The 19,586-nt window shown below is 62.8% G+C and carries 25 protein-coding genes; 11 read left to right on the top strand and 14 right to left on the bottom strand.

From position 1 onward, the window contains the following. Nucleotides 1–91 precede the first annotated feature (91 nt). Nucleotides 92–1,231, bottom strand: a complete 1,140-nt coding sequence (locus tag AC1DYW_RS14535) for a helix-turn-helix domain-containing protein (RefSeq protein WP_477226670.1) — start codon at nucleotides 1,229–1,231, stop codon at nucleotides 92–94. Between the two features lie 232 nt (nucleotides 1,232–1,463). Between AC1DYW_RS14535 and AC1DYW_RS14530 the strand changes: the two genes are divergently transcribed. The 4 genes from AC1DYW_RS14530 (at nucleotide 1,464) to AC1DYW_RS14515 (ending at nucleotide 3,840) form a co-directional block, all read left to right on the top strand. Then, entirely contained in the window at nucleotides 1,464–1,766 is a 303-nt protein-coding gene (locus tag AC1DYW_RS14530; protein ID WP_477226669.1) for a hypothetical protein, read from the top strand. A 116-nt stretch (nucleotides 1,767–1,882) separates the two neighbouring features. Continuing rightward, a complete protein-coding gene (locus AC1DYW_RS14525; protein ID WP_477226668.1) occupies nucleotides 1,883–2,113 on the top strand; it encodes a hypothetical protein in 231 nt (76 codons plus the stop codon). 142 nt (nucleotides 2,114–2,255) lie between these two features. Then, nucleotides 2,256–2,642, top strand: coding sequence for an ester cyclase (locus AC1DYW_RS14520; protein ID WP_477226667.1), 387 nt, complete (start codon nucleotides 2,256–2,258; stop codon nucleotides 2,640–2,642). 136 nt (nucleotides 2,643–2,778) lie between these two features. Continuing rightward, complete coding sequence (locus AC1DYW_RS14515; protein WP_477226666.1) at nucleotides 2,779–3,840, top strand: YeiH family protein; 1,062 nt, start codon at nucleotides 2,779–2,781, stop codon at nucleotides 3,838–3,840. A 23-nt stretch (nucleotides 3,841–3,863) separates the two neighbouring features. On the opposite strand, the gene AC1DYW_RS14510 is transcribed toward AC1DYW_RS14515, so the two are convergent. The 5 genes from AC1DYW_RS14510 to AC1DYW_RS14490 all read right to left on the bottom strand — a co-directional run bounded on the left by AC1DYW_RS14510 (nucleotide 3,864) and on the right by AC1DYW_RS14490 (nucleotide 7,537). Continuing rightward, nucleotides 3,864–4,361 (bottom strand): GAF domain-containing protein, encoded by a 498-nt coding sequence (locus AC1DYW_RS14510; RefSeq protein WP_477226665.1) that lies wholly within the window; start codon nucleotides 4,359–4,361, stop codon nucleotides 3,864–3,866. A 265-nt stretch (nucleotides 4,362–4,626) separates the two neighbouring features. Beyond that, on the bottom strand, nucleotides 4,627–4,941 hold the full coding sequence (locus AC1DYW_RS14505) for a GYD domain-containing protein (RefSeq protein WP_095091143.1): 315 nt from the start codon (nucleotides 4,939–4,941) through the stop codon (nucleotides 4,627–4,629). Between the two features lie 281 nt (nucleotides 4,942–5,222). Beyond that, nucleotides 5,223–5,381 (bottom strand): hypothetical protein, encoded by a 159-nt coding sequence (locus AC1DYW_RS14500; RefSeq protein ID WP_167458376.1) that lies wholly within the window; start codon nucleotides 5,379–5,381, stop codon nucleotides 5,223–5,225. A gap of 142 nt (nucleotides 5,382–5,523) precedes the next feature. Beyond that, complete coding sequence (gene groL / locus AC1DYW_RS14495; protein WP_477226664.1) at nucleotides 5,524–7,152, bottom strand: chaperonin GroEL; 1,629 nt, start codon at nucleotides 7,150–7,152, stop codon at nucleotides 5,524–5,526. A 70-nt stretch (nucleotides 7,153–7,222) separates the two neighbouring features. Further along, a complete protein-coding gene (locus AC1DYW_RS14490; RefSeq protein WP_477226663.1) occupies nucleotides 7,223–7,537 on the bottom strand; it encodes a co-chaperone GroES in 315 nt (104 codons plus the stop codon). 247 nt (nucleotides 7,538–7,784) lie between these two features. Here AC1DYW_RS14490 and AC1DYW_RS14485 point away from each other — a divergent pair, with 247 nt between their 5' ends. Beyond that, complete coding sequence (locus AC1DYW_RS14485; protein WP_457153813.1) at nucleotides 7,785–8,033, top strand: hypothetical protein; 249 nt, start codon at nucleotides 7,785–7,787, stop codon at nucleotides 8,031–8,033. Further along, a complete protein-coding gene (locus tag AC1DYW_RS14480) occupies nucleotides 8,030–8,296 on the top strand; it encodes a DUF1488 family protein (protein WP_457153814.1) in 267 nt (88 codons plus the stop codon). Before AC1DYW_RS14485 ends, AC1DYW_RS14480 begins: the two co-directional genes overlap by 4 nt. Before the next feature lie 67 nt (nucleotides 8,297–8,363). Here AC1DYW_RS14480 and AC1DYW_RS14475 read toward each other — a convergent pair whose 3' ends face one another. From AC1DYW_RS14475 to AC1DYW_RS14460, 4 genes are all read right to left on the bottom strand, one after another. Then, nucleotides 8,364–8,585, bottom strand: coding sequence for a DUF6500 family protein (locus tag AC1DYW_RS14475; RefSeq protein ID WP_477226662.1), 222 nt, complete (start codon nucleotides 8,583–8,585; stop codon nucleotides 8,364–8,366). 73 nt (nucleotides 8,586–8,658) lie between these two features. Continuing rightward, nucleotides 8,659–8,850 carry a hypothetical protein gene (locus tag AC1DYW_RS14470; RefSeq protein ID WP_258595293.1) on the bottom strand — a complete coding sequence of 64 codons (192 nt, stop codon included), beginning with the start codon at nucleotides 8,848–8,850 and terminating at the stop codon, nucleotides 8,659–8,661. Nucleotides 8,851–8,855: 5 nt separating this feature from the next. Then, nucleotides 8,856–9,062, bottom strand: coding sequence for a hypothetical protein (locus tag AC1DYW_RS14465; protein ID WP_477226661.1), 207 nt, complete (start codon nucleotides 9,060–9,062; stop codon nucleotides 8,856–8,858). A 169-nt stretch (nucleotides 9,063–9,231) separates the two neighbouring features. Continuing rightward, the gene (locus AC1DYW_RS14460) at nucleotides 9,232–10,305 is read right to left on the bottom strand and encodes a diguanylate cyclase domain-containing protein (protein WP_477226660.1); all 1,074 of its coding nucleotides are present in this window, start codon (nucleotides 10,303–10,305) and stop codon (nucleotides 9,232–9,234) included. Nucleotides 10,306–10,571: 266 nt separating this feature from the next. Here AC1DYW_RS14460 and AC1DYW_RS14455 point away from each other — a divergent pair, with 266 nt between their 5' ends. The 5 genes from AC1DYW_RS14455 (at nucleotide 10,572) to AC1DYW_RS14435 (ending at nucleotide 16,897) form a co-directional block, all read left to right on the top strand. Then, entirely contained in the window at nucleotides 10,572–11,609 is a 1,038-nt protein-coding gene (locus AC1DYW_RS14455; protein WP_477226659.1) for a LacI family DNA-binding transcriptional regulator, read from the top strand. Nucleotides 11,610–11,672: 63 nt separating this feature from the next. Then, complete coding sequence (locus AC1DYW_RS14450; RefSeq protein WP_477226658.1) at nucleotides 11,673–12,920, top strand: ABC transporter substrate-binding protein; 1,248 nt, start codon at nucleotides 11,673–11,675, stop codon at nucleotides 12,918–12,920. A gap of 197 nt (nucleotides 12,921–13,117) precedes the next feature. Beyond that, nucleotides 13,118–14,047, top strand: a complete 930-nt coding sequence (locus AC1DYW_RS14445) for a carbohydrate ABC transporter permease (protein WP_477226657.1) — start codon at nucleotides 13,118–13,120, stop codon at nucleotides 14,045–14,047. Beyond that, nucleotides 14,047–14,904 (top strand): carbohydrate ABC transporter permease, encoded by an 858-nt coding sequence (locus tag AC1DYW_RS14440; protein ID WP_095091133.1) that lies wholly within the window; start codon nucleotides 14,047–14,049, stop codon nucleotides 14,902–14,904. The genes AC1DYW_RS14445 and AC1DYW_RS14440 overlap by 1 nt, the downstream gene beginning before the upstream one ends. 22 nt (nucleotides 14,905–14,926) lie before the next feature. Next, nucleotides 14,927–16,897: a glycoside hydrolase family 127 protein gene (locus tag AC1DYW_RS14435; protein WP_477226656.1), complete on the top strand. Its 1,971-nt coding sequence runs from the start codon at nucleotides 14,927–14,929 to the stop codon at nucleotides 16,895–16,897. Between the two features lie 36 nt (nucleotides 16,898–16,933). On the opposite strand, the gene AC1DYW_RS14430 is transcribed toward AC1DYW_RS14435, so the two are convergent. The 4 genes from AC1DYW_RS14430 to AC1DYW_RS14415 all read right to left on the bottom strand — a co-directional run bounded on the left by AC1DYW_RS14430 (nucleotide 16,934) and on the right by AC1DYW_RS14415 (nucleotide 19,416). Further along, nucleotides 16,934–17,509: a dihydrofolate reductase family protein gene (locus AC1DYW_RS14430; RefSeq protein ID WP_477226655.1), complete on the bottom strand. Its 576-nt coding sequence runs from the start codon at nucleotides 17,507–17,509 to the stop codon at nucleotides 16,934–16,936. A 200-nt stretch (nucleotides 17,510–17,709) separates the two neighbouring features. After that, nucleotides 17,710–18,243 (bottom strand): SRPBCC family protein, encoded by a 534-nt coding sequence (locus AC1DYW_RS14425; protein ID WP_477226654.1) that lies wholly within the window; start codon nucleotides 18,241–18,243, stop codon nucleotides 17,710–17,712. Beyond that, the gene (locus AC1DYW_RS14420) at nucleotides 18,240–18,608 is read right to left on the bottom strand and encodes an ArsR/SmtB family transcription factor (protein WP_477226653.1); all 369 of its coding nucleotides are present in this window, start codon (nucleotides 18,606–18,608) and stop codon (nucleotides 18,240–18,242) included. The genes AC1DYW_RS14425 and AC1DYW_RS14420 overlap by 4 nt, the downstream gene beginning before the upstream one ends. Before the next feature lie 88 nt (nucleotides 18,609–18,696). Continuing rightward, nucleotides 18,697–19,416 (bottom strand): gamma-glutamylcyclotransferase, encoded by a 720-nt coding sequence (locus tag AC1DYW_RS14415; RefSeq protein WP_477226652.1) that lies wholly within the window; start codon nucleotides 19,414–19,416, stop codon nucleotides 18,697–18,699. Nucleotides 19,417–19,586: the final 170 nt, after the last annotated feature.

Raw genomic sequence — 19,586 nt, 5'->3', positions numbered from 1 at the left:
AGATATTGTGGTGGTCGATGAGGCAGCGTAGCCTTCCGGCCCCGGCAAGCCTCTTTTGAGCCCGCCCCGTCAGGATCGCCGATCCTCGCATTCAGTTTCCGAGCGCTTTGAGCCAACCTTCAAAGGAAGAGGCCTTCTCGTGTCCAGCAGGCGAAACAGAGTGCGCGGGGCGCGACAACACCACGGTGCCCCGGCCTTCGCGGGGACTGTAGCCGAATTCCTTGCTGAATGCCCGGCTGAAATTAGCCGCTGAACTAAACCCGAAGGCTTCGGCAATTTCGACAATGCGCCGCCTGTCCGTCGCATCGCTAAGCGCAACATGGGCCGCCAGAAGGCGGCGGCTTTGTATGTAATGGAGAACCCCACCGCTCGGTTCGAACAACTGATAGAGACGAGAGCGCGAGACGCCGAGCGCCCGGCACATTGAATCCGGTGTCAGATGAGCCGCATCCAGATTGTTTTGGACGTATCGGCGGGCTCGCTCCATCAGCGCGACACTCGCCAATTGTTCGGCGGCCGCAGCATGTTCGGCCGGAGGCGCGAGGCAGGCAATGATCATGCTGCGTGTTGCGTGTACGATGCGGGGCAGGTCATCAACCGTGAGACTGCGCAGGCTTGCTTCGATGCTGTTGACGTAGTCGACCAGAAGGTTGGCAAAGTTGCCTGACAGAATTGAATTGTTCCTTGCGTCGAGGTTTGCCGCGGCGTCAGAGAACAAATCACGCGGAAGATAGAGAAGGAGACTTTCGGAGTCTGTTGTCCTCCCGCGAAACGGGTAGCCAAGCGATCTGATCTCCAATTTCCCCGGTTGGCCTTCTGCAATGCGGCGATCGACCTCCGTCCACGACCGGCCGGTACGTGGCAAGGCGATATACCAGTGATCGATCGCGCTGGACCGAAGTTTCGCGGCAGAACGCATGTAACTATGCGACGTCGCGTGCTGTTGAACGATCAGCATGCCACCGAGATTCCAAGCCGTGTGGTTGGCGGGAAAGCCATCGTCCAGCGATTTGTCATCCGGCAACCTGACCTCGACAAGCGGTGCCATATGCGTTTGCCAAGCGGCGAATTGATCCTGCGGCGCCAGTTCGAGCGTTGAAAAGAACAGCGGTTCGAGCACCGGCGCGAGTGACGGGGCAGCCTCATTGTGGGGTTGAGCCTCGCGCGGCCAACGACGTCGATCACGCTCCGGCGTCTGCCCAGGGGGCTCGTCTTGCCTCTTAGTGTCCATCGTATGGTGCCATATCCGATTCCGGTATGCCCATGCCCCTCTCAATCATGTGGTGTATCTCAGGCTTCTAGCAAGACTGGCGGAACTCTAGTCCACTGAAACGGCGATCACGCTGGATTACAGTAAGAAATAAATGCCGAGATAAGTTTCTGGATGCGAAGCTAACGACACTCTTCAACCTGGTGCTTATAGAATCGGGCATCATGAAATCGTAGTTGAGGAGGCCGTCAAAATGAACACAAAGCTCGACAGCGAAGCTCGTCGCAAGATCATTCTTGATGGATACGGTAACAACGAACCGTTGAAGGATATTGCGGCAAAAATAGGGTGTTCACTGGCCAGCTTGAAAGTCACCGCCAGCAAGATCGGTTGCACTCGAACTCCGAAAGAGGCGGCTGACTTTCGACGTGGGTTTCATATCCCGGAGGACAAACGGCGGGACTACCATCAACTCATGACTGTTGGGCAGTATAAAGCTCGCGAGTGCGCGCTGATTTTGGGACTTTTAACACAGCAATCATCCGGCCGCGAGTAAACTTATTCCAATACACTATCGACGATAGTGTCACTCGAACAGTCCATCGCCTCGGTGGTTCATCAGCAAAAGACCCTCCGCAAGCACGGGCGGAGGGCTCTGAAAGGTTCGCGCAGATGCTGCGCCGGCGCTCCAATCGCACCTGCCTGAGCCATCATGATCTGGCGATTTGCGAACGTGTGTTCAACCAGGTATGCGCGGATGAGGATCTCGATCCTTTGGATCCGAAAGCCGAAATCTTGGCGGTAATGGTTGTGGCCCTTGTTCGAAAAGCGGACACCAGCGAGCACGAACTGCTGGAAGCCGTCAGATCTCGTCGGCAAAAGGTCGCGAGAAACAGGCACTAGTGCATGCCGTCCAAAGCATGCTGCGGTGTTGGTGCATCGACAGAAACCTAAGGCGCATGATTCCGTTCAGTCGCGACGCGCTTTAGCCAAGGCACCGGAGTTGATAGAAGTCGGCATGGCATAATCCATCGGAGCAATCGCCGTGACCGACACCAAGCTTGCCGACACCTATCGCGGCTATATCGCTTGCCTCAACAATCAGGACTGGAGCAGCTTGCACCGGTTCGTCCATGACGAGGTGCACTACAATGGCGACCGGGTCGGGCTGTCCGGCTATCGCAAGATGCTGGAGCGGGATTTTTCCGAGATCCCTGACCTCTATTTCGACATCCAGCTGCTGATTTCCGACGCGCCTTTCATAGCCAGCCGGCTTCAATTCAACTGCACGCCAAAGGGGAATTTCCTTGGCCTGCCTGTCAACGGCAGGAAGGTCTCCTTCAGCGAGAACGTCTTCTATGAATTTCTCGACCGCAGGATCAGGCACGTCTGGTCGGTCATCGACAAGGCGGCCATCGAAGCGCAGCTCTAGCGGAAGAGGACGGCGGCGGCTTGCGCGATGAGACCAGCAATCGTTCGCTAGAATCGATCATTCTAACGAAAATAATTCGTTGGAAAGATCGGTTCAGGAATGGCATTCCTCCGGCATACCCGCCTGGAGCATTGCATTGTCCACCCTTACCCACATCGCGAACGATATTCCGAATGGCCTGATTTCCGCCGAACTCGCCCAAGGACGAAAGTCCCTCAATTCGGTGTGGAACGGCGTTGTGCCCGGCATCGTGCTGGTCGCGATGATCACAGGCGTCGCCTTCTCGGCCCGCAATGTGTCCGGCTTCGCTCTGTTCAGCCCGATGATCCTCGCCGTCGTCGCCGGCATGATCTATTCCAACGTGCTCGGCACCCCCGCCCACGCCAAGGCCGGCATCGCGTTTTCGCAGCGCCGGCTGCTGCGCTTCGCCATCGTGCTGCTCGGCTTCCAGCTGACGCTTGGCCAAGTGGTGTCGATCGGCGCCGGCGGCGTGGGCATCGTGGCGCTGACGCTTGGCTCCACCTTCCTCTTCACCATCACGCTTGGCCGGCTGATCGGCGTCGACGCCAAGCTGGCGCAGCTGATCGCCGCCGGCACCTCGATCTGCGGCGCCTCGGCCATCGTCGCCACCAACATCGTCACCGACGCGCGCGACGAGGACGTCACCTACGCCGTCGCCTCGATCACGCTGTTCGGCACCGTCGCCATGCTCGGTTTCCCGCTGCTGGCGCCATTGCTCGGCCTCGACCAGCACGCTTTCGGCCTGTGGGCCGGCGCCTCGATCCATGAGGTGGCGCAAGTCATCGGCGCCGGCTTCCAGAACGGCACCCAGTCCGGCGAGATCGCCACCGTCGCCAAGCTGACCCGCGTTGCCATGCTGGCGCCGATGGTCATCGCGCTCGGCCTGATGGCGCGCCGCAAGAGCAGCAATCAGTCGGCGGCACGACCGCCGATGCCCTGGTTTGTCGCCGCCTTCGTCGCCGTCGTGGCGTTAAACAGCCTCGTCAGCGTGCCGGCCGACGTGAAGTCGGCGATGGCGCTCGCCACCACCATCATGCTGACCATGGGGCTGGCCGCCATGGGCCTGCAGGCCGACATTTCGCAGCTGCGCTCGCGCGGCCTGCGCCCGCTGGCGCTGGCCTTCTCGGCCTTCCTGTTCATCGGCTGCTTCAGCCTGATGCTGGTGAAGCTCGTCTGAGGCGCTCTAGGGCGTTCGAACCTTCAGTCCTCGAACGAGCTCGCGGCGGCATAAATCGCCGCCAGCGTCTCGATGCCGGCCTGGTCGACCTTGTCGAAGCGGCCGGGCAACGGGCTGTCGAGATCGAGCACGCCGAAGACGCCGTCATCGTCCTCGAGCAGCACGACCAGCTCCGAACGCGAGTCGGCATCGCAGGCGATATGGCCGGGAAAATCATGCACGTCCTCGATCAGCATCGAGGTGCTCAGTTCCACCGCTGTTCCGCAGACACCCTTGCCGACCGCGATGCGCACGCAGGCCGGCTTGCCCTGGAACGGCCCAAGCACCATCTCCTCGTCGGATTGCAGGAAATAGAAGCCGGCCCAGTTGAGGTCGGGCACCATCTGGAAAATCAGCGCCGCGGTGTTGGCGGCGTTGGCAATCGAATCGCGTTCGCCCTCGAGCAGCGCCTTCAGTTGCGCGGCGAGGTCGCGGTAGAACGCAGCCTTGTCCGAGGTGTCGATGGCCTTGGCCGCAAACATCGCTTGTCTCCGTATCGAGGATCGCGGTTCGTTTCGGCAAGCTCTCTGCACCAAACGACCACTGGGCGATACTAGAGGAATTCCAGGAAAAGTGTGAAGCGGTTTTCCCGGGAAAAGCGCGTGCGCGCTCCCTAAGGGAATTGCGTCAAAACAAAGAGTTAGAATTCCGGTCGCTGCGAAAGTCGCGAGAAGGATGCCCGGTCCGATACTCGGCAGCACGGCACGTCCATCGAACCGTGCTGCCTTGATCAAGAAGGCAAGTCCTTCAGCCGGCGGGCTTGTACGCGCCAGCAGCCTTGTTGGCAGCCGCGAGCACTGCCTTCATATCGAGTTCTTCCAGTACAACCATATCTGTCAGCGAGCCGCTCGCTCGCACCGCAAGGGATATGCCCATCCCTGCGACCTGGTCCGGCACCTCGCCATTGACGACGACGTCATAAATGCCGCGCGTGAACATCACGCTGGTCATCTTGCCGCCAACGCTTTCAAAAAGCGCCTTGACCGCAGCTTGCCTGTCTGACCCCTGCATCAATCCTTTGGCGGCGTGAGGCGCATAGCTTGCCAATATGGTCACTTTCATGACTATTCCTCCCAATGTCATTGTCTCGTGACTGCTCAACAAATTCGAGCCGGCACGAAGTGATTTTTTCGGTAGCAACTGCAGGCGCCCTTGGACGCCTTGACGGCCAAGGGCCTACTGCCCGCCAAATATGCGCTGAAGCTAATATAATGACAATACCGGACACCCCGACACCGCCGACAGGAACTGGCTGGACGCGTTCGGCCGGCGCGATGGGCCCGCGCCGCTGACGCGCTAGGTGATACTGGCGTTGCGCGGAAGCAGCGACGGCTCCGCAGCGCTCACATCGGTCGTTTGGGCTCGCTCTTTGAAGGCGCTGCCGTGTCGGAATCGGACTTCTTGTGCTTGTCGGCGGCAATCCTGCGGATGCGGTCGAAGCGGCTTTCCTCGGTGATTTCGGTCGTAACGACCGTCTCTGGCTTCTGCACGAACGTGATCATGGATCCGTCTCCTGGGCTAGAGGCCTGCGCGCCGGGGGAGACTGCCCCCGGCGGTAATATCCGGCTCCTAGAACCGGCGTAGATTCATGTCAGGCCGGGTCGAAAACGGTGGTTTCCGAGCAGGCCGGCATCACCTGAAACTTTAGTAGCCGCCCATGCCGCCGCCATTGCCTGCAGGTGCGGCATCCTTGGCCGGGATGTCGGTGATCATGGCTTCAGCGGTGATCAGCAGTGCCGCGATCGAGCCGGCATCCTGCAGTGCGGTGCGCACCACTTTCGCCGGATCGACGATACCTGCCTTGATCATGTCGACATAGACCTCGTTCTGGGCGTCGAAGCCCTGATTGTGGTCCTTGCTGTCGGTGAGTTTGCCGACCACGATCGAGCCTTCGACGCCGGAATTCTCGGCGATCTGCCGGATTGGCGCTTCAAGAGCCCGCAGCACGATCGAGATGCCCGCCGTGACGTCGTCATTGGCGCCAGCGAGACCCGCAAGCGCCGACCTTGCGCGCAGCAGAGCCACGCCGCCGCCGGGCACGATGCCTTCTTCAACCGCCGCGCGCGTCGCATTCAGCGCGTCGTCGATGCGGTCCTTCTTTTCCTTGACTTCCGACTCGGTGACGCCACCGACGCGGATGACGGCAACGCCGCCGGAGAGCTTGGCTAGCCGCTCCTGCAGCTTTTCCTTGTCGTAGTCGGACGTCGTCTCCTCGATCTGACCCTTGATCTGGGCGACGCGCGCCTGGATGGTCGCCTTGGTGCCGGCGCCGTCGATGATCGTGGTGGTGTCTTTGTCGATCAGCACGCGCTTGGCGCGGCCGAGCATCTCGATGGTGACGTTTTCGAGCTTGATGCCGAGATCCTCGGAAATCATCTGGCCTGATGTGAGCACGGCGATGTCTTCCAGCATCGCCTTGCGGCGGTCACCGAAGCCCGGCGCCTTGACGGCCGCGACCTTGAGGCCGCCGCGCAGCTTGTTGACGACCAGCGTGGCGAGCGCCTCGCCTTCGACGTCCTCGGAGATGATCAGCAGCGGCCTGCCACTTTGCACCACGGCTTCGAGGATCGGCAGCATCGCTTGCAGATTGCCGAGCTTCTTTTCGTGGATGAGGACATAGGGCTCTTCCAGCTCGACGCGCATCTTGTCGGCATTGGTGACGAAATAGGGCGAGAGATAGCCGCGATCGAACTGCATGCCCTCGACGACGTCGAGTTCGGTGTCGGCGGTCTTGGCTTCCTCGACGGTGATGACGCCGTCATTGCCGACCTTGTCCATCGCCTTGGCGATCATCTCGCCGACGCTGGCATCGCCATTGGCGGCGATGGTGCCGACCTGGGCGATCTCGGCCGACGACTTGACCTTCTTGGCCCGCGCCTTGATTTCCCCAACCACGGCGGTGACCGCCTGGTCGATGCCGCGCTTGAGGTCCATCGGGTTCATGCCGGCAGCGACCAGCTTGGCGCCTTCGCGCAGGATCGAGGCAGCCAGCACCGTGGCGGTGGTGGTGCCGTCACCGGCGAGGTCGTTGGTCTTCGAAGCCACTTCACGCACCATTTGCGCGCCCATGTTCTCGAACTTGTCGGCAAGCTCGATTTCCTTGGCGACAGTGACGCCATCCTTGGTGATGCGCGGCGCGCCATAGGCCTTGTCGATGATGACGTTGCGGCCCTTGGGGCCGAGCGTGACCTTCACCGCATTGGTGAGGATCTCGACGCCGCGCAGCATGCGGTCGCGTGCATCGGTGGAGAATTTGATTTCCTTGGCAGACATTTTTTTAATCCCGTTCGTGTGGTGGAGTGAACCGCTCGCCGGAGCCTGGCAAAAGCCGGCTCCTCATTGGTCAGGCGGCCTTCTTGGCCTCGACGGCCTTCTCGATGACGCCCATGATGTCGGCTTCCTTCATGATCAGCAGGTCCTCGCCGTCGATCTTGACCTCGGTGCCCGACCATTTGCCGAACAGGATGAAGTCGCCGGCCTTGACGTCGAGTGGAACAAGCGCGCCGTTTTCGTCGCGTGCACCGGGACCAACGGCGATGACTTCGCCTTCCTGCGGCTTTTCCTTGGCATTGTCGGGGATGATGATGCCGCCCTTGGATTTGGTGTCGCCTTCGGCGCGCCGGATGACGACGCGATCGTGGAGTGGCCGAAACTTCATGAGAACTTCCTTCTGGGGGCCGGCACAGGCGGCCGCGCCCCTCCTATAGGCGCTTTGGCACTCGATAGATAGGAGTGCCAAAAATTATTCGCGGCCGGAATAAATATTCAAAAGTATTATTTCGGATTGCCGTTTCGTGATATCGCCGATTGGTCAAATAATTCAAAAAATTGAATTTTGCCGATTGAGTGCCTATTTATCGGACAAGTTCGTTTTCTCAATTTCAGGCACAAGGGAGATTTCTTCGATGGCCGAAGGCAATCAGACGATCATGGAAAAAGCTGAAGCCCGCTTTGTCGACAAGCAGAAGAAAACGGCGGAGCGCAACAAGGCAACCGCTGAGTACATGTCCGAGGCACGGGCCAGGGAGATCAAGACCGCAAGGCTGCGGGAGCTGCGGTTGGCCAAGGAAGAGGCAGACCGCGTTGCCGAAGCGCTGAACCCGACGCCGAAGAAGAAGCGGGTGGTCAAGAAAGCCACGGAGGCCAAGACATGAGCCTGACCTTCCCCAACCGCAGCCGAAGCTATGACGAAGCCGGCAAGCGCATCCGTTTCGTTGGCCATGACGGCATGTTCCAGATCTCCTTCTCCGTCGCCGCCGATGCGATGACCAGGATGCAGCCGGCGACCGCGACCAATGAAGCCGGCTATCTCGCCACATTCGATACTGAGAGCAGCGCCATCCGTGACGTGGCGTCGAAGGCCTACGACCGCACCCGCAAGAGCATGTACGTGCTGACGGCCGCCGATTTCGGCTGATCAGCTTGGTGCATGCCACTCAAAAACGGCCCCGGTCGTGAGACAACGACATCCATGGAAACCAAGATTAAATATCCATCTTCTCGACCATGGTGCGTATCTTTTCAGCCTTTTCAAAATGGTCGAGGCGGTGAGTTCTGATCCACCATTCGGCGGCTTCCATCAAAAGGTCGGGGTCGTCGTTCCTGTTGGCGAAGAACGCGTAGAACGATACGCCGACGCCAGGCCCTTTCTCGGAAATCTTGCGATCACAGACCTCCAGTATCTTCTGCTTCAGGCTGGCTCTCACGGGAATCCTCGGTTTGCGGTGTGGCGAGCTCTTGCCGGCGGCAAAGTGCTGACCTCGGCGGCGACTGCGCAGGTCAGGACTTGCGCTCTGCCCTTTCCCGGCGCTTGACGTCACGGACGTTCATCTGCACGACCATGTCCTCGGCCTCGCGCGGGCCCATCCCGACCATCACCTTTTGCCGGATCACGGCAGGCTGGCCGGTGAAGACATCGATGATGGTCCAGCTCTGGGGCAGTTCCATGCGCAGCGTGTAGCGATTGGCCATGCTGGTCAGCCCTGCATCATGAAAAACACCGTGGCCAGGATCAGCACCGTCCAGGCGATGACCGACAGCTTCAGTAGCATGCCGCCATGCGCGGCCAGAAGCTCCCGCAACCGCAACGCCACACCTGCCGACGAAACCGGCGCCTTGACAGTGGCAGCAGGCGGCTTGACGCCAAGTTTTCCAAACACAGGCAACGGCGATGGTTCACGCACGAAAACGACCTCGAATGACGGGGAAGGAGTTGGAGCAAGAATGCTCGCTTGCCTTGCATAGCACTCTTTTCTCGAGCGCCCTGCATGCCAAATGCAGATAGGGACGGCGTTGGTGAAAGATGCGCGGCGCCCGTCGACCAAGGCCGTACAACACGCCGGAGCTTGGCCCTCAGGCCGCGGCGCTGCGACCCTTCGCGGCGGCGTCGGACTTGAAGATGCGGAACGTGTTGCGCCCTGCCGCCTTGGCGGCATAGAGCGCAGTATCGGCCTGCATGAACAGGTCGCACGGTGCACCAGCCTGGGCGAAGGCGATGCCGACCGAGGCGCCGAGCCTGAGCGACTGGCCGCAAGCGCTGACCGGCTTGCCCATCGCCTCGATGATGCCGCGCGCCAGGCCGGAGACCGCTCCGCGGTCGAGATGCGGGCCGAGCAGGACCGCGAACTCGTCGCCGCCGACGCGCGCCACCAGATCCGCCTCGCCGCAGCTCCCGGCAAGCCGCTCGGCGGCCGCCTTCAGGCATTCGTCGCCGACGACATGGCCGAACGTGTCGTTGACGGCCTTGAAGCCGTCGAGATCGATCAGCAGCAGCGCGCCGAGCGGACGGCCCTCGTCCGTATGCGCAAGCCGCGCCTGGAACCGGCCGCGATTGGCCAGCCCCGTCATGACGTCATATTCGGCCAGATAGCGCATCCGGTCAGACAGGATCTTTTCCTCGGTGATGTCCTGCTTCATGCCGAAGATCCGCACCGGAACGCCGTCCTCGCACTCGACCGTCGCGGTGATGCGGATCCAGCGGCTGCGGCGGGCAAGGGTGGTGATCTCGGCATCGAGGGTGAAGCCGTTGCGCTCGGCGATCGCCCTGCCGCGCAGGCTGTCCAACGCCTTGCGCGACTCCGCCGGATAACACTTGATGATCTCCGAGCGATCGAGCGCTGAGCCGCGCGGCAGGTCGAACAGGTCATAGACCACGTCGGTCCAGGTAAGCCGCTCGTCGGGCAGGCTGCATTCCCACACGCCAAGGCGCGCGGCTGCCGAGGCGCGGTCAAAGATTTTGCGGCTGTGGGCCAGCGAAAGCTCCTGCCTGGCAATYAGTTTGGCCTGCGCCGCGATTTCCGCCTTGAGCCGGGCGATCGTGGCGGCTTGACGACGTTCGTCGGAGCGGCTGTCGTGCCTTGCCCCCCTGCCGGGCTGCGAGACATCGGTTCGCGCCGGGCCTTTCGGGGTGTAGGGCGTATCGGGCATGGCGGAGCTCTGCTGTCCTGGCGAGCGACCACCATGGCGCGCAAGCGATTAACACTTCACTGACGGGTGGCCGGGCTTCGCCGGAATTTTGCCGCGAAAATCCCACCCACGGGCGCCGGCAATTTTTCCCTTGAACAAGCTCTGGATGTAGCCTAGCCTTACTTGAGAAAAGGTTTTTCCAACAGTTTTGACCGGGTTGGCCGCAAGGCTGGCTCTTTCTCTGGACTGTAAGGGAAAACCTTTTCCCACTAAGGATTTTTGGCGCGATGGCATCGGAGCCTGTCCCGGTCTTTTCCAAGCCAGTCACATTGCGTGACGTGGCGGCGCAGGCCGGCGTCAGCGTCGCCACCGCTTCCAAGGCGCTCAACGACCAGGGGCGCATGACCGCCGAGACGCGCGAGCGCATTCGCGAGACCGCCCGGCGTCTCGGCTTCCGGCCCAACAGCCTGGCGCAGAGCCTGCTCAGGCGGCGCAGCTTCACCGTCGGCCTGCTCACCAACGATACCTATGGCCGCTTCTCGCTGCCGCTGATGTCGGGCATTTCGGACGCGCTGGTCGACAATGGCGTCTCGGTGTTCCTGTGCAATGTCGAGGAGGATCCGCGCCTCGGTCAGATGCATGTCGACGCCATGCTCGACAAGCGCGTCGACGGCATCATCGCCACCGGCAAGCGCATCGACCGCCATCTGCCGGTCGACCTCAGCAATCTGCGCGTCCCGGTGATCTATGCCTTCACCCAGCCCGATCCCGACGCCATCGCCTTCGTCTCGGACGATGCCGGCGGCGCCCGGCTGGCCGTCGAGCATCTGTGCCGGCTCGGCCGCCAGCGCATCGCCCACGTGACGGGGCCGGCGAGCTTCGCCGTGGTGCATGCGCGGGCGCAGGCCTATCGCGACGTGCTGGCCGAGAACGGCTTGCCGGTCACCGAGCCGCTGCTCGGCGCCTGGTCGGAAGGCTGGGGTCACGAGGCGGTGGCGCAACTGTTCAACAGCAAGAATGAAAGGCCGGACGCCGTCTTTTGCGGCAACGACCAGATCGCACGCGGTGTCATCGATGCCTTGCGCGAACGCGGCCTCAACGTTCCCGGCGATGTCGGCGTCATCGGTTTCGACAATTGGGAGATCGTGGCCGAGGCGACGCGCCCGCCGCTGACCTCGGTCGACATGAACCTGGCCGCCCTCGGGCGCGAGGCAGGGCTGACCCTGCTGTCGCTGGTCGGCGGCCAGCCCGCCGCGCCGGGCATTCGAAAACTGCCGTGCCGGCTGGTGGTGCGGCAGTCATGCGGCCATCCGCTGGATGGCTGAAAACCACGCGCCGCGAGATCGGTGCCAAGCCGCGGACCGCGGCGAACCCTGGAGGAGGAGAACATGAGGAACCTGATTGCCAAACTGGCCCTGGCCGCTGCCGTACTGGGCGGCGGCATCAGTGCCGCGGCCGCCGAGACGGCGAACATCTGGGTGCGTGCCGACGGCTCGAATTTCATGCCGAGGATCGTCGACGCCTACAACAAGGCGCACACCAACCAGATCAAGCTGGACATCATCCCCAATGCCGAGATCATCCCGAAATATGGTGCAGCGGCCGCCGGCGGCACGGCGCCCGACGCGCTGTCGCTCGACCTGATCTACACGCCGTCCTTCGCCGCCGCCGGCCAGCTCGAGGACATCACCGACTGGGCGAAATCGCTGCCCTATTTCTCCAGCCTGTCGCCGGCGCATGTGAAGACCGGCACCTACAAGGACCACATCTACGGCCTGCCCTTCTCCGCCGACGCTTCGGTGCTGATCTGGAACAAGAAGCTGTTCAAGCAGGCCGGCCTCGATCCCGAAAAAGGCCCGACCAACTGGGCCGAGATCGCCGCCGACGCCGAGAAGGTCAACGGGCTCGGCGGCAACATCAAGGGCTTCTACTTCTCCGGCAATTGCGGCGGCTGCAACATCTTCACCTTCACGCCGCTGATCTGGGCGTCGGGCGGTGATATCCTCAGCGAGGACGGCTCGAAGGCGACGCTGGACAGCCCGCAGCTGCGCGGCGCCATCGATCTCTACCGCTCGATGGTCAAGAAGGACCTGGTACCGGCAGGCGCGCAGACCGATACCGGTGCCAACTTTTTTGCCGCCTTCGCCGCCGGCAATATCGGCATCTCGCCGTCCGGCGCCTTCGCCATCGGCGCGCTCAACACCCAGTATCCCGATGTCGACTATGGCGTCACCTTCCTGCCGGGCAAGGACAGCGGCTGGTCGTCCTTTGCCGGCGGTGACAATTTCGTCGTCACCAAGGGCACCCCGAAACTCGCCGTGGTGAAGGAGTTCCTCGATTTCGCCTATTCGCTCGAGGGCCAGACCATCCTGGCCAAGTACGGCAGCCTGCCGGTGCGCGGCGACATCGCCAAGGAAGCGCTGAAGGATCTCGATCCGCGTTACCAGATCGCCGCCGAGGCCATGGCCAAGGGCCGCACACCCTATTCCGTGGTGTTCAACGATTTGATCAACTCCGCCAACGGTCCGTGGACGCAGATGATCAACGAGGTCTTCTTCGGCGACGATGTCGACGGCGCCATCGCCAATGCCCAGGAGACGATGCAGTCGATCATCGACCAGGCGCCGCAGAAGTAGCGGACGCCTGCCGGCCGCCCGCCTGTCTCCCTGGGCGGGTGGCCGGCGCGCCGCTCCTTACCCTCCCCCTTTTGTGGGAAGGGTCTCTGCGAAGCAGCGGGGTGGGGGGCGGCGCCGGCCCACAACCCGGACCTGCGGTCCAACCTCCCCACAAGGGGAAGGTAGGGCGGCGCGCCGGATGCAACGGAAGAGCAAGCATGACCTCCATCACAGCAGAAACCCCTGCCCCACCACGCGCCCGAAAGCTCACCGGCGCCGGCCGCCGGCAGTGGATCGGCCTGCTCTATGTCGCGCCGGCCGTCGCGCTGGTCGTCGTCTTCTTCCTCATCCCGCTCGGCATGACGGCGTGGATGTCGCTGCACAACTGGCCGCTGATGGGCGAGCGGAGCTATATCGGCCTCGGCAACTATGTCGCGATCCTGCACGACACCAGGTTCTGGAATGCACTGCGCTTCACTGGCTGGTACACACTGGTCGTCACCATCGCGATCTTCGCGGTGGCGTTTCCGCTGGCGCTGTTCGTCGAACGGCCGCGTCCGCTGACCAATCTCTATCGCACAATGTTCTTCATGCCGGCGGTCGTCGGCTTTGCTTCGGCCAGCCTGCTCTGGTCATGGCTCTTGAACGTCGATTCCGGCCTGTTCAGCCCGGCCGCCTACGATCTCGGCCTGATCGACAAGAAGTTCAACCTGCTGGCCACTTTCCAGCCTGCCTTCTGGTCGATCATCGCCATGGTCGTCTGGAAGGTCGCCGGCTTCACCATGATCATCCTGATGGCCGGCCTGCAATCGATCCCGCAGGATCTGCAGGAGGCGGCGGTCATCGACGGCGCCGGGCCGTTCGCCCGGTTCAGGGCGATCACGCTGCCGCTGATGCGCCGCACGCTGGCGCTGGCGCTGATCCTGTCGGTCGCCGGCTCGATCCTCGCCTTCGACCAGTTCTACATCATCCTGCGCGGCGGCCCGCGCAACCAGACGCTGACGGCAGTCTACTGGATCTTCAACCAGTCCTTCGTGTCGTTCAAGCTCGGCTATGGCGCCGCGCTGTCCATGGTCCTGCTGGTCATCCTGGTGGCGCTCAGCCTCGTCCAGCTGTGGCTGCTGCGCAAGCCGGAGGGTCTCGACTGATGGCGCAGGCCACCTCCCGCAACCGCAGGCTCGCCGCCCGCATCGCCGAGCATTCGACCGGCATCATCGCCTCGGTGCTGTTTGCGGCGCCGATCGTGTGGGCGGTGCTGTCGGCCTTCAAGCCGGCGCAGGAAGCGCGCCTGCCGCCCCTGCCGCCGTGGCCAACGTCGGGCGTCTCGCTGGAGAACTATGTCACGCTCAACAGCTTCGGTGACGGGCTCTGGATCTCGGCGCAGAACAGCATCTATGTCTCGGTGATGACCGTCGTGCTGTCGGTCGCCGTCAGCGTGCTGGCCGGCTATGGCTTTTCGCGGTTCCGGTTCCCGTTCAAGGACCTGTTCTTCGTCCTCATCCTGTCGACGATCATGATCCCGTTCCAGTCGATCCTGACGCCGATCTTCCTGGTGCTGACCAAGCTTGGCCTGCACAACACGCTGACCGGCCTGGTCGGCGTCTATGTGACGCTGCAACTGCCGTTCTCGATCTTCATGATGCGCAACGCCTTCGACGCGGTGCCGCGCGAGATCGAGGAAGCCGCCCGCATGGACGGCGCCGGCAATCTCACCATGCTTGTGAAGGTGATGCTGCCGCTGGTCTGGCCGGGTGTCGTCACCATCGCGCTCTTTGCCTTTCTCGGCGCCTGGAACGAGTTCCTCGCCGCGCTGGTGCTGATGACCGACCAGTCCAAATTCACGCTGCCGGTGATGATGACAGCACTTCAGTCGGGCCGTTTCGGCGCCATCGACTGGGGCGCGGTGCAGGCGGGCGTCACCGTGATGATGGTGCCGTGCCTCATCCTGTTCCTGGTTCTGCAGCGCTTCTACATCCGCGGCCTGATGGCCGGAGCCGTCAAGTAATTCGACCGAATGGAGTAAGTTCATGACCGCATCGCCATCCACCCAAACCGTCGGAGCGGGCAAGACGGGCAAACCCAAGCTCGCCTTCCGCCCGCTGCCTGTGCCGCAGGTCGACGTGCAGGGTTTCTGGGGCGACCGCGCCGACGCCGTCGCCAGCGCCACCGCCGGCATCCTTTACGACCGCTGTGTCGAGGCCCGAATGCTCGAGCAGATCGACCCGGACCGGCCCTCGCCCGGTGTCGTCATCCCCTTCCATGTCAGCGACGGCTTCACCGCCAGCACGGTGACGACGCAGATGTTCTGGGATTCCGACTGGGGCAAGACCATCGAGACCGCGGCGTATTCGCTCTACCGGCGCAAGAACCCCGAGCTGGAGAAGAAGATCGATGCCGTCATCGACATGTATGAGAAGCTGCAGCAGCCGGACGGCTACCTCTCGAGCTGGTATCAGCGCATCCAGCCCGGCCTGCGCTGGACCAATCTGCGCGACTGCCATGAACTCTATTGTGCCGGCCACCTGATCGAAGGCGCAGTCGCCTATTACCAGGCCACCGGAAAACGCAAACTGCTCGATGTGATGTGCCGCTTCGCCGACCATATCGCCACGGTGCTGGGGCCGCGGCCCGGCCAGAAACATGGCTATTGCGGCCACGAGGAGATCGAGCTGGCGCTGGTCAAGCTGGCGCGGGTGACCGGCGAGCAGAAATACATGGAGCTGGCGAAATACTTCATCGACCAGCGCGGCCAGCAGCCACATTATTTCGACGAGGAGGCCCGCGCCCGCGGTGCCGATCCGAAGGATTTCCACTTCAAGACCTATGAGTACAACCAGTCGCACATTCCTGCACGCGAGCAGGACAAGGTCGTCGGCCATGCGGTCAGGGCAATGTACCTCTATTCCGGCATGGCCGACATCGCCACCGAATATGGCGACGACACGCTGCGGACGGCTCTCGACCGGCTGTGGGACGATGTCACCACCAAGAGCCTCTACATCACCGGCGGACTGGGGCCGTCGGCGGACAATGAGGGTTTCACCAGCGATTACGACCTGCCCAACGAGAGCGCCTATGCCGAGACCTGCGCCGCGGTCGGGCTGGTGTTCTGGGCCAGCCGCATGCTCGGCATGGGGCCGAACGCCCGCTACGCCGACATCATGGAGCGCGCCCTCTACAATGGCTCGATCTCGGGCCTATCGCTCGACGGCTCGCTGTTCTTCTACGAGAATCCACTCGAAAGCCGGGGCAAGCATAACCGCTGGAAATGGCACCGTTGCCCCTGCTGCCCGCCCAATATCGGGCGCATGGTCGCCTCGATCGGCAGCTATTTCTACAGCCTGGCCGACGATGCTGTTGCCGTGCATCTCTATGGCGACTCGACCGCTCGCTTCGACATATCAGGCATCCCGGTGAAACTGACACAGGCGAGCCGTTATCCCTGGGACGGCGCCGTCGAGATCACGCTCGAGCCGCAGGCGCCGGTGGAGTTCACACTGCACCTGCGCATCCCGGCATGGAGCACCGGCGCCGAAATGACGGTGAACGGCGACCCGGTCGGCCTGGAGGATGTCACCAGCGACGGCTATGCCGCGATCCGGCGCACATGGAAAAAGGGCGACCGCGTCCTTCTCGGTCTCGAAATGCCGATCGAGCGGCTCTACGCCAACCCGCAGGTGCGGCAGGATGCCGGCCGTGTCGCGTTGTCGCGCGGTCCGCTGATTTACTGCGTCGAGGCGACCGACAATGAAAGCCAGCTGCATCGCCTGACGCTGCCGAGGACGGCAAGCGTCGAAGCGCGGCAGCGGCCGGAGCTTCTCGGCGGCGTGGTGACGCTTTCGGCCACCGCGCAAGCCGATGCCGGCGACGGCTGGCAAAGCGGGCTCTACCGGCCCGCGCCGCCGGCCACCACCAAGACGCGCCTGACCGCAATTCCCTATTTCGCCTGGGACAACCGCGAGCCCGGCGAAATGCTGGTCTGGCTCAGGGACGGGTGAGACAGCCTGTGGAGTTTCCAAACAGGCTCTGAGCGCTCAGCCGATCTTGTAGACCAGGCTCAGCCGCCCGCCTGGCAATTGCTCGACCTTGGTCAGTTCCAGGTCGCGCCGCTGAGCCGTCGTCGAAAACAGCACCTTGCCCTCGCCGGCAATCAGCGGATAGAGGACGAGGCGCAGCTCATCGACCAGCCCGGCCTCGGTAAGGCTGTCGACGATGGTCGAGCCGCCCATCAAGTAAATGTTCTTGCCGGGCTGGCGCTTCAGTGCCGCGACATCGTCGTTCGACCTGAGAAAACGCGTCATCGGCCAGTTGGCTGAATTCAGCGTGTTCGACAGCACATAGTGCGGCGTTTTGGCGGCAAAGCGTGCCCAGGGCAGCTCTTCCCGCGCCGCTGGCTTGCCAGTCATCGGCAGCGGCTCGTTGGGCGCGTTCTGGATCGCGGTCCAGTACTGCTCGTAGCCAGGATACATACGGCCACCAAGCAGGCAGGCATCGACCTGATCCGTCAGCCCATAATCCTCCGACCAGGCATGCACCCAGTCGGCGATGCCGGTCGGTCCCTCCGCCTTGCCGTCGACGGAAATCTTCATGGCGGCGATCAATTTACGCATGGCATTCTCCTTGGCGCACAAAGGCGCGGTTGTGCGGCCCGCGGGCCGGCGGTTCAAAAATTTCGGGAAATGTTGGGAAATGCCGCTGCGGGGCAGCGGTCGTCATGCGGGCAATCGCCCGCTCGTCAAGCATCGGTCAGGCAAGTCTCGAAGTGTCCGGCGCTATCGTCTCCTTTCCACGGGTTTCGTGTTTTTCCTGTTCAGGCCGGCAGGCGTCGGTCGTAGTCGAGCCTCAATCTCGCCCAGCCGTCCCAGAACGGCTCCGGCTGTTCTCCGCGCAGCCTCGCGGCGAGAATGTCGAGATGCATGTGCCAGCCGGGGGCGATGTTGAGCATCAGCGAGCGGTCACCCAAGCGGCGATGGACGATGGTAAGCAGCACATCCTTCCCTTGCGGGGTCAGTGCGAAGGTGACGCCGCCGGTGCTGCCCCAGGTGATGCCGAGCCGGTGCGGCGGATCGATCTCGGTGATCTCACCCGGCATGGTGTGCACAGCCGGAAATCCTGGCGGGCGCTCGCCGGCCGGCTCGGTCAGTTCGTCGTTGCGCCAGGTGAGTTCGAAGGGCGAGCCGGCCTCGCTTCCCATGGGGCCGGCGGCCAGCCATTGGCGGCGCAGTTCTGGGTCGGTGATGTAGCCCCAGATGCGCTCGGCCGGGCCGGGCAGCAGCCGTTCGATCGTCAACGTGGCCGGCTCGGTCAGCACGCCATAGCCATTCTCGGCATGTCGATCGGTCATATCTCGTCTCCCTTCTTCTGTGTCGAGGATTTGCGCGCGTCGTCTTCGCGCAGCAATCGTTCCAAAATGTCGAGCCGCCCCGTCCAGAAGCGCGAGTAGGCTCCAAGCCACTCATGCGCGCTGGCCAGCGGACCAGCCTCGAGGTGGCAGATATGCGTGCGGCCGAGCACTTCGCGACGGATCAACCCGGCATTTTCCAGCACCTTGATGTGCTTGGAAGCAGCCGCCAGCGACATCGCGAACGGTTCGGCCAGCTGGCTCACCGTGCGCCCGCCACCCGCGAGTTCGCGCAGCATCTGCCGGCGCGTCGCGTCGCCAAGGGCGTGAAAGACCTGATCCATCTCGTATGTAAGTAATTCAACCATGTGGTTGAATATGCGCATGCGGCTTTTGATTGTCAACCGTTTGGTTGAATATTATTTGGCGGCGCTGAAAATGGCTGGCCTTTGCGCCTCAGCCGGCGTCGGTGCGACCGATCTCCTCGGCCACCAGTTCCTGCAACTGCCACAGATTGCGGTCACGGATGCCGCAGGCTTCGAGATGGCGGATCGTCTCGAACAGGTACTCGGCACCCGAACCCCAGTGGCCGACGGCCCTGGCCAGCGTCGCCGCGATCGCCTGCTTGTCGAGTTTGCCGGCGTAGCGCGGATTGGCGGGATCGACGACGAAACCGAGCGCGCGGCTCATGCCGCCTTCTGTCCTGACCTGCAGCCAGCGCGGCACGTTGACAGCCGGCAGGACGGTCATCTCGCGGCGCAGCAGCGCTTCCAGGTTGGCCGCCACCGGCTCGGCGATCTCAAAAACCATGCCCTGGCACTGGCCGCCGCGGTCGAGCGCCATCATCAGGCCTGGCTGCTCGACAGTGCCCCGGAAGCGCTTGACCGTAAAACAGAACGAACGGTGCCAACCTGTCGCAACCGCACGCTCGCCGCCGCTCACCTCGCCGACCGGCTTCCACAGCAGCGAGCCATAGGCGAACAGTTTTACCGGTCCAGGCGGCGCGCCGGCCAGCACCTCATCGCGGATGCGCGCATAGTCGGCGTCGGTCATGTAGACCATGCCCGGCGTCGGCCCGGCATCTTCGACCGCGCGCATCGTGCGGGCAACGAGCGCCTCGGTCAGCGCCATCGTCGCCGCCTTGCGCGGCGATGCGGCAGAAATCGGCTTGTTCATTCTCGCCTCTCAGGCATGACCGCCATGTTGCCCAAGGGCGAGGAGATTCTCAAGGCGCGGACTCAAAATCTGAACCGGCGCGCGCAACCGCTTGAAAGGATTCGTAAGTCTCGACTGCCCTAACGCGCCGGACGCGACGGCCCTGCCTGTATGCGTGCTTGCACAAGTCC

It is taken from the genome of Mesorhizobium sp. P2_D5, from assembly GCF_056404355.1.
This window is presented reverse-complemented; position numbering and strand designations above follow the sequence as displayed.